The sequence below is a fragment of the Pseudomonas sp. LB1P83 genome (genome assembly GCF_054897885.1).
In genome coordinates this window covers 524,018-538,123 of sequence record NZ_CM142709.1, presented here as the reverse complement: position 1 = coordinate 538,123, position 14,106 = coordinate 524,018, and the positions used below count along the sequence as shown (strand labels likewise).

Annotated in this window: 10 protein-coding genes and 1 pseudogene; 9 read left to right on the top strand and 2 right to left on the bottom strand. The window is 58.4% G+C overall.

The features are described 5' to 3' along the window. Positions 1 to 46: 46 nt before the first annotated feature. The 6 genes from ACYZTY_RS02315 to ACYZTY_RS02290 all read left to right on the top strand — a co-directional run bounded on the left by ACYZTY_RS02315 (position 47) and on the right by ACYZTY_RS02290 (position 6,781). Positions 47 to 1,453 (top strand): DUF2252 domain-containing protein, encoded by a 1,407-nt coding sequence (locus tag ACYZTY_RS02315; RefSeq protein WP_461957145.1) that lies wholly within the window; start codon positions 47 to 49, stop codon positions 1,451 to 1,453. 242 nt (positions 1,454 to 1,695) lie between these two features. Next, on the top strand, positions 1,696 to 2,130 hold the full coding sequence (locus ACYZTY_RS02310; protein ID WP_461957144.1) for a hypothetical protein: 435 nt from the start codon (positions 1,696 to 1,698) through the stop codon (positions 2,128 to 2,130). Then, on the top strand, positions 2,127 to 3,584 hold the full coding sequence (locus ACYZTY_RS02305; protein ID WP_461957143.1) for an ATPase domain-containing protein: 1,458 nt from the start codon (positions 2,127 to 2,129) through the stop codon (positions 3,582 to 3,584). The genes ACYZTY_RS02310 and ACYZTY_RS02305 overlap by 4 nt, the downstream gene beginning before the upstream one ends. 9 nt (positions 3,585 to 3,593) lie before the next feature. Beyond that, positions 3,594 to 4,616, top strand: coding sequence for a sensor histidine kinase (locus ACYZTY_RS02300; protein WP_461957142.1), 1,023 nt, complete (start codon positions 3,594 to 3,596; stop codon positions 4,614 to 4,616). 57 nt (positions 4,617 to 4,673) lie between these two features. After that, on the top strand, positions 4,674 to 5,258 hold the full coding sequence (locus ACYZTY_RS02295; RefSeq protein WP_461957141.1) for a GNAT family N-acetyltransferase: 585 nt from the start codon (positions 4,674 to 4,676) through the stop codon (positions 5,256 to 5,258). 83 nt (positions 5,259 to 5,341) lie between these two features. Continuing rightward, positions 5,342 to 6,781 (top strand): ArnT family glycosyltransferase, encoded by a 1,440-nt coding sequence (locus ACYZTY_RS02290; protein WP_461957140.1) that lies wholly within the window; start codon positions 5,342 to 5,344, stop codon positions 6,779 to 6,781. Here ACYZTY_RS02290 and ACYZTY_RS02285 read toward each other — a convergent pair. Both ACYZTY_RS02285 and pmrG read right to left on the bottom strand, forming a co-directional pair. Beyond that, entirely contained in the window at positions 6,732 to 7,595 is an 864-nt protein-coding gene (locus tag ACYZTY_RS02285; RefSeq protein WP_461957139.1) for a phosphatase PAP2 family protein, read from the bottom strand. The two genes, ACYZTY_RS02290 and ACYZTY_RS02285, sit on opposite strands and share 50 nt — an antisense overlap. 26 nt (positions 7,596 to 7,621) lie before the next feature. Further along, positions 7,622 to 8,293 (bottom strand): lipopolysaccharide core heptose(II)-phosphate phosphatase PmrG, encoded by a 672-nt coding sequence (gene pmrG / locus ACYZTY_RS02280; RefSeq protein ID WP_461957138.1) that lies wholly within the window; start codon positions 8,291 to 8,293, stop codon positions 7,622 to 7,624. A gap of 261 nt (positions 8,294 to 8,554) precedes the next feature. On the opposite strand from pmrG, the pseudogene ACYZTY_RS02275 reads away from it, so the two are divergent. From ACYZTY_RS02275 to ACYZTY_RS02265, 3 genes and pseudogenes are all read left to right on the top strand, one after another. Beyond that, a pseudogene (locus ACYZTY_RS02275) lies at positions 8,555 to 9,568 on the top strand (methyl-accepting chemotaxis protein); the annotation flags it as partial. A gap of 42 nt (positions 9,569 to 9,610) precedes the next feature. Next, positions 9,611 to 10,474, top strand: a complete 864-nt coding sequence (locus tag ACYZTY_RS02270; protein ID WP_461959237.1) for a methyl-accepting chemotaxis protein — start codon at positions 9,611 to 9,613, stop codon at positions 10,472 to 10,474. A 209-nt stretch (positions 10,475 to 10,683) separates the two neighbouring features. After that, positions 10,684 to 14,091: a Tc toxin subunit A gene (locus ACYZTY_RS02265; protein WP_461957137.1), complete on the top strand. Its 3,408-nt coding sequence runs from the start codon at positions 10,684 to 10,686 to the stop codon at positions 14,089 to 14,091. The last annotated feature ends 15 nt before the right edge of the window (positions 14,092 to 14,106 follow it).

The following is a 14,106-nucleotide window of genomic DNA, read 5'->3' as shown; positions in this document are numbered from 1 at the left end:
GGCCTTCTACACTAATCCCGCATACGCCCCCACCAAACGAGCCCCTATGACAACCCTCAAAGACCGCTTGAAGCAAGGCAAGGATGCTCGCAAGAACTGCCCCCGCAATGCTCAAGCGTCGACGGGAAAAGCGACCCGCGACCCGCTCCCGCTGATCAAAGCGTCCAGCGAAGGCCGGATCAAATCCCTGGTCGAATTACGCTACGGTCGAATGCTCGTTTCTCCTTTCACCTTCTATCGCGGCAACGCGCTTTTGCAGGCCCATGACCTGGCCACCACACCGAACATGGGGCTGACATCGCCAATCTGTGGCGATTCCCACCTGATGAACTTCGGCGGCTTCGCCACACCCGAACGCAATCTGCTGTTCAGCGTCCACGACTTCGACGAGGCCCATCCCGGCCCCTGGGAGTGGGACGTTAAACGGCTGGTGGCGAGTATCGTGGTAGCCGCCCGCGACTTGCGTCATAGCGAAACAGTCGAAGAAACGGTCTGCCGCGAAGCGGTCGGCGCCTATCAGGAAACGATGCTTGAGTGCGCCGAACAAAGCTCTCTGGAAACCTGGTACGAGTCCATCCGTTACGACGACCTGCGCAAGCAGGCGAACAAAAAAACGCTCGAGCATATCGAACGCGCCATCGAAAAAGCCAAAGGTCGCTCCCATGCTGAACTGCTGCCGAAAATCAGCGAGCGTGACGCCCATGGCCGTCTGACTATTCGTGATGATCTGCCAGAAATTTTCCACCTGCACAAAAGCACTACGCTGCTGGACGCCGACGATGACTGGCTGCGCCTCTCGGATTGGCGGCCGATCTACGACGCCTTCATGCGCGAGTATCCAGGCACGCTGCAGGCTGACCGACGAGCGTTGTTTTCACGTTTTCATATTCAGGACATGGCCTTCAAAGTGGTGGGTGTGGGCAGCGTCGGCACTCGTTGCCTGGTGGCTCTGCTGACTGACGATCAGGAATTCCCGCTGTTTCTCCAATTCAAGGAAGCACGGCGCTCGGTGCTGGCCGATTACGTGAAGACAAAATCAAAAGAGCGGCACAACGGTCAGCGGGTGGTCGATGGTCAACGGCTGATGCAGGCGGCCAGTGATCTGTTCCTCGGTTGGACCACCGGCCCCAGCGGTCGACACTTCTATGTGCGGCAGTTGCGCGACATGAAAATCTCGGCCGAACTCGAGACCTTCGATGCGGACACCTTCGCGGAGTATGGACGCGTCTGTGGTCGCGCCCTCGCCCGCGCACATGCCAAATCATCCGGGCAGGCCGCGCAGATCAGCGGATACATCGGTAAAAGCGATGCACTGGCCGACGCGCTGTTCAAGTATGCCAATAGCTATGCCGAACAGAATGAACGCGATTTCGAACGCTTCCAGCAGGCTTGTCGCAAGGGCCGGTTGCGGGCACGTTCGGAGGCGGACTTTGCGGCAGATCATTTGCCGTAAGCGCTAACTCGGGGGTCTACCTCCACATAAATTTTTCTTCACCCCATCGCCCCTCTCCAACCGTTAAAGTGCGCTCGCTCATTCAAGAAACTACAGTTTGCCCGCCCTCCCGCGGGCTTTTTTTTGCCTTTTGATTGATTACCTGCAGGTTGTCATCCGAAACCCTGCGCCCTGATTCAAATCACACCCGCCCGATTTATTGGGTGTAGCATGGATGTCTGTCCATCAGATATCAGTTAGCCATGTCCACGCTAAGCGAAGAGAGCCGCCAGATCGTAGCTTCTCTGGCGCACCGTGTTGGCCCCAATGCTGACATCGCAAGGATCGCCCAAGCGATCATTTCAACCTTGCGGGATATGGATGTAGCCCTCACGCCCATCATCGGCCCGCAGGGAGTTGCCGCGCTTTATCGCCGCAGCCTCCACCTGTGCGCCTCTACTCATCCGCGTTTAGCCGGCACCTACGACAAAGTGCCAGCCGGCATGGACCTGACTGCCCTCAAGTCCGTAATCGTTGAGCACAACGACGCCGATGCGCTGTTTTTCGGTGAAGTGTTGCTGACTACGTTTTACGAGCTGCTGACCACGCTCATCGGGCCCTCGCTTACCGAACGCTTGCTTCGTGGCATGTGGGAACCTTCTTTGAGCGACACCCCTTCGCAGGAAAATTCGCCATGAGCACCAAAGTGACTATCAACCGCCTGGCCACCGGCGTGCCAGGACTGGACGAGGTGCTGGGCGGGGGATTACCGGAGTTTTCGTTCAACCTGATCGCCGGCCCGCCTGGCTGTGGCAAAACCACCCTCGCGCATCAGATGATGTTCGCCCTGGCGACACCTGAACGCCCGGCGCTGTTCTTTACCGTGCTGGGAGAGCCGCCGCTGAAGATGCTGCGCTATCAGCAGCAATTCGATTTTTTCGACAGCGAAGCGATCAACCAGTCGATTCGCTATATCAACCTGGCCGACGACACCCTGGCGGGGAATCTGGACGAGGTGCTGCGGCGCATCGTCAGCGAGGTGGAGACTCACTCGCCAGGGCTGGTGTTTGTCGATTCGTTCCGCTCCGTGGTGCTGGCCAGCCAGACTCAGGACAACCCCAACAACAACCTGCCGCAGTTCGTTCAGCAACTGGGCATGTTGATGACCACTTGGCAGGCGACGACCTTCCTGATTGGCGAATACTTCACCGAAACCGACACCAACCCGATTTTTACCGTGGCTGATGGCCTGATCTGGCTGCGCCAGAGCGTTGAGCGCAACTCCATGGTGCGCAAGATGGAAATCATGAAGATGCGCGGCCAGCCAACGCTGCCGGGGCTGCATACCTTCCGTATTGCTACGTCGGGGATCAAGGTCTTTGCACCTGCCTCCGCCAGCCCGGTTGAAGCACCGCTGGAATTCCCGAGCAAACGCCTGAAAATGGGCGTGCCGCAGCTCGATGAAATGCTTGGCGGCGGCCTGCCCCGGGGTTATTCCTTGTTGGTGGCCGGTCCGTCCGGCTCGGGCAAAAGCATTCTGGCGTCAACCTTCCTGGCCGAAGGCGCGCGCAATGGCGAAACCGGCGTGATTGCGGTGTTTGAACAACGGCCGAATCACTCCCAGAACACCACCCTGGCGGGGCTGATTCAAAGCGGACAAGTAGGCCTGGTGGACAGCCGTGCGCCGGACCTGTCCATCGACGAAATCGTGCATTTACTGCTCAGTGAGATCAGCCGCCTGAAAGCCACCCGTGTGGTGATCGATTCATTGTCGGGTTTCGAACTGGCGCTGGCGCCGACTTTCCGCGAAGACTTTCGTGAGTCGCTGTCGCGCATGGTCACGGCACTGACCAGCATCGGTGTCAGTGTGTTATTGACCTCGGAACTGGAAGACCGCTACACCGACCTGCGCTTCAGCCCTTACGGCACGGCGTTTCTCACCGACGCAATCATCGTCCAGCGCTATATTGAAGTGCAGAGCCGTTTGTTGCGCATCATGGCGGTGGTCAAGGTTCGGGCCAGCGCCCACTCCGATGAGTTGCGCCTGTACCGCATCGACAATAACGGCCTGCAGATCGGCGAGATGCTGCCGGATCAGGAAGGGTTACTGGGAGGCCGGCCAACCCGGCAGTTCAGCAAGGACGAGGGGTAAACCGGGACTATGACTGAGGCCAATGGCACGAATCCGCAAACGATGGCCTCGGCCGCTCGTGAGTTGTTCCTGCTCGGCCAGAAAACCGTCGAAGCCCGTGCTGTGCTGGCGGCGCTGAAAAAAGAATTGAGCGATACCAACAACCGGCTGGTGGATGCCCAGCAGATCGAACAATTGGTCGAAGCCAATCAGCAATTGGTGCTGGCCATTCTGCTGGCACAATCGGATGCGGAAAAACCCCAACGCTCGCAAGAAGAGCAGCGGCTGTTTCTGGAAATGCGCGAGGCCAACGCGCAATTGGTGATTGCGGCCCTCAGCGCGCAAAACCTTCAAGCCTCGGCAGAACATATGCTGGCGCAGCAACGCAACATCCTCACCCTGGTCGCCCATGAACTGCGCAACCCGCTGACGCCCATCAGCATGATCGCCGGCCGGCTGGTGCGGGTGCCCAGCGAAGAGCTGCCACGCATGCAGGCGTTGATCGAGAGCCAGGTGCAGCACATGACGCGGCTGGTGGATGACTTGCTCGACGTGTCCCGCGCCAGCACCGGCAAGCTGCGCCTCGATTGCCGGATCGTCGACATGGTGCAGATCATCCACGAGGCCATCGATGTGTGCAGCCCGGTGATGAACACCCGACACCTGCACTTCACCGCCGAACTGCCCACGTGCGCGCTTTCGGTGGACGGCGACCCGGTGCGGCTCACGCAGATTCTCGGCAACTTGCTGGGCAACGCGGCCAAGTACACCCCCGCGCTGGGCCATGTCACGCTGTCGGTCACGGCCAGGGACAACGCGCTGGAAATGAGCATTTGCGACGACGGCATCGGTATTTCCGCTCAAGCCCTGCCGTTTATCTTCGAGCCGTTTGTGCAAGACGTTCACGCCGTCGGTTTCAACGGCGCAGGCCTTGGCATTGGCCTGACGGTCGTTCGCGAACTGGTGGAGGCCCATGGTGGCACGGTGATCGGCATGAGCGACGGCGACGGCAAAGGCAGCACTTTTATCGTGACGTTGCCGCTGGCGGTTTGAGTTTTTCCGTTGGCCACGTAATGCTTGCGCGACGATCCCCACGAACCGGAGCGCCCCATGCCGCTGCTGTCCCTGCCCTGTAAACGCTTGACGCTGGCGGTGCTCGACCCTGAACAGGCGGCGCTGGAAAGCGACTTCTACCGACGCAACCAAAGGCATCTCGCCCGGTGGTCGCCGATTCGCCCCACCGATTACCACAGCCACGAAAACATCCGTCCGCGCCTTGCAGTGCAAGCCAGCGCTTTTCTGGCGGGCCTGGCCGTGCATTTCGCGCTGCTGGACCCGGACGGCCAGATGATCGGCGCCTGCAACTTCAGCGGCATCACTCGCGGGGCGTTTCAGGCCTGCTATCTCGGTTACCACATCGACGAATCCCATCAGGGCCAGGGCTTGATGCAGGAAGCATTGGAAGCGGGAATCGGCTACATGTTCGATGAGCAGAAACTGCACCGGATCATGGCCAATTACATCCCCGGCAATGAACGCAGTGCGCGGCTGCTGGAGCGCCTGGGATTTGAACGCGAGGGCTACGCCAAGGCCTATCTGAGCATCGCCGGGCGCTGGCAGGATCATGTGTTGACGGCGTTGATCAATGATCGCTTTGAAGCCCCGGAACAGCGCTGGTCCAGACGTCTCTCGTAATACTCGCAGACCGTTCACAATTCGTTAAGCATTCGCCCCGTATGCTCGGGCTTCCCGGTCCACCTCTCGGTAGCCAGAAGTCTATGACGCGTCCCGCCACTTCACTGTTTCTGCTTGCCGCTGTGCTGTTTTTCTTTGCCCTGGGCAATCATCAGTTGCAAGGTTCCACGGAGGCCCGGGTGGCCGGGATCGCCATGCAAATGCACCTGGATAACGACTGGGTGACGCCACGCTTGTTCGGCGAACCGTTTCTGGAAAAACCGCCCTTGAGCTTGTGGCTGGATGCCGGCGCCATCCGCGCATTCGGCGGCACACCGTGGGCGGTGCGGCTGGCATCGGCGTTCGCCGGGTTGTTCAGCGTGATGCTGTTGTACGCGATGCTGCGGCGGTTCGGCCGGCCCAAGGCGATTGCCTGGATCGCCGGCATCCTGCTCGCGACCATGGCCAGTTACTGGAGCAACGTGCGCGGCGTCGGCGAAGACGCATTGCTTGCCCTCGGCGTGACCATGGCGTTGCTGGCGTTCTTTCAGGGGCACCGACAATCGACGTTCGGCAACGCGTTGCTGTTTGCTTCGGGAATCGCCATCGCCACATTGAGCAAAGGCGTGCTGGGCCTGGCGATGCCGGGCGTGGTGATTTTCGCGTATCTGCTGGCCGAGACCTTGATGGACAAGCGCCTGAAACTCTCGGACTGGCTACGCCCCGGTTTACTGACGCTTGCGGGATTGATCCCGCTGATGATCTGGCTTGCCGTGCTGTATCAGCGCGGTGGCGCGCAGGCCGTGGGGGAAGTGCTGCTGACCAACAGCGTCGGGCGCTTCAGCGGTTCCTTCGTCGAGGCCGGGCATTACGAACCGTTCTACTACTACCTGACCAAGCTGCCCCAAGCGTTTCTGCCGTGGAATATTTTGGTGTACCTGGGGTTGTGGCATTTCCGCAAAAGCCTGATGGCCAATCGTTACTTGCTGTTTTTCACCCTGTGGATAATGGCGCAGTTTGTGATGCTGACGTTGGCGTCGAGCAAGCGCACGGTGTATCTCATGTCGATGACGCCAGCGGCGGCGGTGATTGCTGCGGAGTATGCAAGCGTTCTGTTCGAGCGTCTGAAGGTGCGCGAAGGGGCCTCGAACCTGTTGGGGCGCATCGCACGGCATCAATGCAGCGTGGCGATGGGCGTCCTCGCTTTGGTGATCGGCAGCTACCTGACCGCCGCCCAATGGGCACTGCCCCATGCCGATCACAAATTATCGTTCCTGCCGTTGACCGAACAGATTCAGACGATGCAGGCCAACGGGCAACACATCGCCTTGTTCCAGGCCAACGAGCGGGTGGGCGGCGCCAGCGTGTTCTACACCCAGCGAGTGCTCAAGGGCCTGGATACCGAGGCGCAACTACATGAATTTCTGACCGCCTCCCCTTCCAACGTGGCGGTCATGTCCGGTGAAACCGAACCGGCCGCGCCGTTGAAAGTCCTCAAGACCATGATGGTGGGGCGTCAGGCTTATTACTTTGTAAACCAGTAAGCGACTCAGCGGTCGGCGCTTCAGCCTTTTGCAGCACCGGCATCTCCAGCCGCGCTCGGCCGTAAAACGCCAGCGCCGTCAGCAAACACGCCAGCCACACGAAGATCCCGGCCCAGAAGGTGTGGGACATGTAGTGCCAGCCTTGCAGAACCCGCGTCGTGCCGTACACGAAACCGAGCAGCAACGCGCCGTACATCAGCGCTTTGGAATAGCGCCAGCGGTAGCGGCGAGCCACGAAGTACAGGGCGAGCATGGTGAAGCCACCGGAAGCATGGCCGCCCGGCCAGCAACGGCCATCACCGGCTTCCTTGAACAGCTGGAAGTTGTTGTACCACTCCACATGGGCCATTTTCCCACCGTAGAGGGTCGTTTCAATCGGGCAGTACACGCTGGTGTGCGACTTGAGGAAATGGATCACGCCGGTGCAAATGGCAAACGCGAAGACCACAAACAGAAAATCCCGACGATGTTCATAGGCAAATCGGAGCACCGCCGCCGCTTTGCTGCGTTCCAGAAAGCGGCCGAGACGCGGATGCTTTTGCGTGTTGGCCAGCGGCCAGACAAACGACAGCATCGCGCCGATCAAGGCAATCTCGCCAGTCCAGTTCGGAATGATGCGCGCCCACTTATGAGTCAGCTTCTCAAAGAAGTGAACCTTGTCGAGCGGAAAGATCTGGGTGACGGGATCAAACAGCAGATTACTGAAGCTGATGTCGATATTGGTCATGTCGAACATCAGGAAAACCACGGCCGCGCAGACCAGCGGGATACCGAAATTCACCCAGTAAAACCGGTTGCGGGAAGGCGTCAGCATGGTGTGTCCTGATCCAGAAGGAATACTCATTCGGAGGTCACCGAGCGCCAATCAGCGGCTTCAATGAAACCAAGCATGCGCGGTGCTTTATGGGTTTTGGCAGAGATAAACAAAGAAGCGCCGTAACCGAGCGTGGAGGTCGACAACTTGAGGTCTTTTTCGAGTTGCGCCATGCATTCGCTGTGGGTCACCAGAATCAGATTGCGACCGGCCACTTTGTGCGCCAGGGCATCACGCAGCATCGTACCCCTGCAGCTGATCAGCCAGTCCTCGCCCACACCGACCTTGTTGAACATGTAGCTGGCCGTCTGTGACGTACGCATCATGGGGCTGTTGTAGATATCGGCCTTTTCCAGCCCCAATTGTTCGAACCGCGCACCGACACTCACCGCGACGCTGCGCGAACGATCGGTAATGCCATCGTTGCCGCTCAGGCACGCAGCTTTCGAGTGATCACAGCGCTCGACATGGCGTACCAGCACGATCACATCGCCTTTGGCCCAACCCTTGGCCAATGCTCGCGCGCCCGCCACGTTGCCATGCGCCAGGTCCGGCACTGCGGCCGGCCGCAACAGCCATACGGTCAATGGAATCACCAGCAGCGCCGAGGCCAGCACCACCGCGGTATTTCGATAACGGGCCAAAACGCTCAGATTGATCGAGCGTTTGATCCCGAACAGATTCAGTCTCAATTCCACATCAAACGGCCTCACCCGCATGCATCACTGTCATTCGATGCGACGAGGGTAGAGAGACGCGCGTCGGCAGCCAGTGAAACCCATGTGAAAAAAAGCTTAAGCCGCCCACAAAGACCTTGTTACAGAATCTGTCCGACAAAATCCTTTCAGCTCTCGCGATTGCTGCCGATACAGGCCTGCTACACACCCTTGCTGGCACCTAAAAACAACAATCTTCCAGCCAACCGACGATCGAAAGCGCAACGTTCCTGGAGGAATTTGATGAATAGCTGGTTCGGCAACATCAGCGTGAACATGAAACTGGGCCTGGGGTTCGGCCTGGTCCTGGCACTGACCTGCGTACTGGCCCTGACCGGCTGGACCAGCCTGGGCGGGTTGATTGACCGCAGCAACTGGATGAGCGACATCACCCAACTCAACTCCGGCCTGACCAAGCTTCGTGTGGTTCGCCTGCAATACATGCTGACCAACGGCGATGAAAACGCCGCTCAGAACGTACAGACCACCCTTGACGCCTTTTCCGCTCAGCAACAATCGCTGTTGTCGAAGTTCAAGAGCCCGGAAAACCTCAAGCTGCTCAAAGAGCAAGGCGCTTACATCGACGCCTATAAGACGTCGCTGAACAAAATGCGCAGCGCTTACCGCACTGGCAATAGCGCCCGCGACGCCATGGCCGCCAATGCTGAAACGGCCAGCACGCTGATCGACGCCATCAGCACTCGCGTGCAACAGATGCCCCTGAGCGATCAGCGTTTCGAACAATTCCAGGCCGTCACCGCCGCCAAGGAAGCGTTCATCCTGGCCCGCTACGAAGTGCGCGGCTACACCGCCACCACCAATGCCGAGACCGAGCAAAAAGCCGTTGTCCAACTGGATACGGCGATTGCCAGCCTGAAACCGCTCAACGTGCAGTTTGCCGAAACCCAGCAAGACGCCCTGCGTCAACTGGAAACCGCGCTCGGCAACTACCGCAGCGCGTTGCACGCCTATAAAGCGGCCAACACAGATGCCGTGCAGGCCCGCAAGGAAATGACCGACCAGGGCGCCGCGATCGTGACCCTGAGCGATCAGCTGTATCAGATCCAGCTCGATCGTCGCGATGTCGAAAGCGCCCAGGCGCGCACGCTGCAGCTGATCAGCACGCTGCTGGCGTTGTTGGTGGGCATCATTGCTGCCGTGATCATCACCCGTCAGATCACCGGCCCGTTGCGCGACACTCTGGCCGTGGTCGAACGCATCGCCAGCGGCGACCTGTCCCAGGACGTCAAAGTGACGCGCCGCGACGAGCTCGGCGTGTTGCAGCAAGGCATCGCGCGCATGGGCGTGACCCTGCGTGACTTGATCAGCGGCATCCGCGACGGCGTCACGCAGATCGCCAGCGCCGCTGAAGAATTGTCCGCCGTCACCGAGCAAACCAGCGCCGGCGTCAACAGCCAGAAGATCGAGACCGATCAAGTGGCCACCGCCATGCACGAGATGACCGCCACCGTGCAGGAAGTCGCGCGCAACGCTGAACAAGCCTCCCAGGCCGCAGCCGCCGCAGACGGCGAAGCGCGCGAAGGCGACAAAGTGGTCAACGAAGCCATCGCCCAGATCGAACGTCTGGCCAGCGAAGTGGCGCGCTCCACCGAAGCCATGAGCGTGCTGCAACAGGAAAGCGACAAGATCGGCAGTGTCATGGACGTGATCAAGGCCGTCGCCGAACAGACCAACCTGCTGGCCCTCAACGCTGCGATTGAAGCCGCGCGTGCCGGTGAAGCCGGTCGTGGTTTTGCGGTGGTTGCCGATGAAGTCCGCGGCCTGGCCCAGCGCACACAGAAATCCACCGAAGAAATCGAAGGCCTGGTGGCCGGTCTGCAAAATGGCACCCAACAAGTGTCGACCGTGATGAACAACAGCCGCGCCCTGACCGACAGCAGCGTCGCCCTGACCCGCAAGGCTGGCGTGTCGCTGGAAAACATCACCCGCACTGTGTCCAACATCCAGTCGATGAACCAGCAGATCGCTGCCGCTGCCGAGCAACAAAGCGCCGTGGCCGAAGAAATCAGCCGCAGCATCATCAACGTGCGCGACGTGTCAGAACAGACCGCCGCCGCCAGCGATGAAACCGCTGCGGCCAGTGTTGAACTGGCGCGGTTGGGGGGGCAGTTGCAGCAGATGGTCAGCCATTTCCGAGTGTAACGCCGCGATCCTGACCCTCCGGTATCTTGCTGGAGGGTCAGGGGCTTACCGGCGAATTTCATTGCCATCACCCTTCAAAATCCTACAGCCTTCCTGCCCCTCTTCCCCTGCCCAGTGACGAAACTTCCAGCCTGCCCTAAATGGAAGAGCTGACAGCGTTCCCCCCTGCTAGTCCGTAATGTCGATATCTCCACATGAGGCTCATCGGCATGGACGACAATTTCGCAACCGATAACAAAGAAAATTCCCTGCTCGATACTTTGATCGAGGCCTTCGCTCCCGAGGGCGAATCGTCAGCATTAGAAACACTCTTCAAAGAAAAGCTGAACATCACTTCGGTATTCGACATCACCGGGATGACCGCGGCCGAGTTCAAGGATCGTCTGGATACCGCGATCAACAATGACGAGAGACTGAAAACGCAGGCAGCCAGCATCGACACCGGAGCGCTCTACAACGACGCCAGATGTTATTCCGCGCAGATCAACCACCTTTACCGGGAGCAGCGGACGTCGGACGGAACGGCGCAGGATCAGTGGCACCCGCTGGGCATTCGCGCCCTCGAGAAACAGGGCCCCACCTACACCCATCTGTTCAAAGAGAACTGGGACGACGCATGCAAGAACGATTCGATCGCCGCCATCGATTCACCGGTCGCCTATCTCAGAGCGCTGTACCGGTTTGCCCTGCAACTGGAATCCAGCGCCTCGTCAACAGACGGAGAAAAAGCCAACCGGATCACGCTGGCAAAACGCCGTCCGGATCTTGCTGACCTGTCGATTGATCAGCAAAGCACCTTCACCGCGCAACCGATGCTCGGGATCGTCAATGCGATCCTGGACCAGAATATTCAGGACGCGCTGAAGAGCACCGAAGACAGAGGCAAATCGACCTATGACGTTTTGGCGCAACGGTATTACCCCTTCGCCCTTCCGTACGAGTTTTTCCATCATCAGTGCCTGCTGGGACTGGGCGCGGACAAACCGACGCTCGGAGAACTGAATTACCTCGCCAGCGAATTCCTTCCTGTCACGCACTACTACGGTTCCCGGTTTGGAACGGTGCAGAACGCCTCCTCCGATCAGGCTCAGCGGCTGATGTCCGGGCTGGGCCCGCAACAACAGGCGCTGCTGACAGAACTGCCATGGGCTGAAAAGATCCTGACAGATACAGCGCTCGCCGGGCTCCCCGCCGTAGAACAGAGCAGGCATAAAGACAACTACTGGAAAAAGATCTACGGCACGGCATTAGTTTCCGACCTGAAAAAAATACAGCCCTTCCTTGAGCGAACCGAACTTAAAGCCGAGCAACTGGAGGCATTGCTGGCGCAAGGTAAACACGCGCCCTACACCTCTGCGCATTACTTGTTGTCGGCACCTTACCCCCAGCCCTATGGCGCCCGGTACGTAAACGGCCCTGTCGCAACCCCTGAAAAAAGCATGTCGCTGGACAGAGAGAAAAGCCTCGGGGATATCGCGAATGCGACCGAGGACCAACTCGAACGCCTGCATCGAATGATTCGCCTTCAGCGCTGGCTCGACATTCCTTTCACAGAGCTGGACAGTCTGCTGTGCAGCGCATTTGAATTGAAGCGGCCACGTAATGCCCAGATGCAGCTCGACGGGCATGCCATCCGAGCCCTTGGTGTTTATCGATACCTGAATCGCAAGTACTCAATCACCGCTGAAGAGTTCGGCGCGCTGCTGCACCAGGTATCACCCTGCGCGACCGGCGATAAAATTGCCCTGTTCGATAAGGTGTTCAATCAGGCCCGGGTATTTGACACACCGCTGAAGCTCGATGGTCGTGTCTTCCGGGCGGAGAATTCGGATCCCGCCTCCCACACCATTCTCCAACATCTGAGCATCAGCCTTGGCTTGCCCCTGACAGAGGACTCGCTATTGCAGATCGTCAAAAATACGCAAAAGCACTTGGGTTCGCTCAAGTGTGATTTGCGCACGATGTCGTCCATCTATCGCCAGGCACGCATTGCGCGGATGTTCGGCCTCACGGTCAGCGAAAGTTCGACGCTGACGAATTTGCTGGGTGGGGAAAGTATTTCCAGGTGCGTGGCAACCGGCAACAACGGCATGCGGATAATTCGAATAAGGGGTCAAAACGGAACGCAGTATTTCGAGCTGATCGCACACTTTCTACTTCGGGAACAGAGCGGCCCGGGCGAAGCCACCCTGCTTGCAGGATCAAGCCTGCGAACCAACACATCATGGTTCGCCGACGCCAGTACAGACAAAAGACTTGATCTCAGATTTACCAAAGCATCAGGAGAGAGAGATGAGCCGTCGATCTACATCAACCAGACTCCAACCACTGATTCGAGGAGCGTCACCTCATTGGAGGGCCAGAACATCAAATGGAGTGGCGCTGGTTTCGATGAACTTACCCATCGGGAAAATCCGCTTCTGATATTGCAATCCATGTATCAGGGAGGGGCGTTGACCTCGATTGGCACTTTGACTGGCGACATAAACGAAGTACTCCTGAGCCATGAAGTCTCCCAGGGCATTTTTGCTTTCGACCTTCTCGACGTCCTGATGCAACTGGACTGGATAACCTGCTGGATCAAGGAATCCGTCTACGACATCCCCATGCTGCAACGCGTTCTTGAATTGCAAACCAGCGCTGATTATCCGTTGGGGGACTTGCAGCAGTACCTCACTAAATTCATGGCCGACACGCGCGCGAGCGTGGTCTGCGCACAAGAATGGGCAGCGCTGGCGTTACCGGGGGCAATTGATTGGCGAGTGAAGCTGGCAAAAACCCTGCTTGATGGCAAAGGGCTTATCAAAAATTTCACCCCCACGATCAAACACGATGTTCCACAGACGTTGACCGCCGCACTAAACCAGATAGTCGATGACGCCACCCTCGAACTGGACAAGGATCCCGAAAAAAACCGGAAGCTCAAAGACGAAAGCAAACGGAAACTCAAGAAGTTTCTCTTGCTGGCCCATGATCGCCAGCAGCATCTGATCGAAGTGTTTTTACAGGAAACTTTCCTGCTGCCCATGAACTGTGCAAAAGACGTCGTGATATGGGCGAACAACTCAGTCAATCAGATTCTCACTGCTGCGCTGGACTCAAAAGACTCGCACGAGCTTGCGCGCACATTGCATCCGCTTCTGCGCCACACAGAAGCCGCAGTCCGCTTGCAGCTGAGCAACAAGGCATTGCGCGCACTTCTGAACACTGCTCGCTGGCTGGACACACCGGACGGGCAGCTGAAGCTGTCATTCAAAACCTTGTACCTGTTCGATCGCTTTAACCACTTCATGAGCACCTATCAGCAGCCAGAAGAAAACCTGCTGAGCTACCTGGAGTTCGCCGATTTTTCCAATCGCGAGACAAGCGTCGTCAACGAACGCCTGGCCCAATTACTGAACTGGACAGTGGCTGAGGTCACCGCGCTCACCTTGCATCTGCCGTTCAAAAAGGCCCAGACAATAAAAGACATCGACTGGGTCATGCGCTGTCACAGCGCCTGCAAAGCCACCGGGCTTGGCACGACCGCGCTGCTCGGTGCCACAGCACTCGAAAACAACAGTTCGGCCGCTCAATGGAAAACGGTCGGTGAAGCCATCATGGCGGCCAGTCAGTAAATTTCGATACATGCT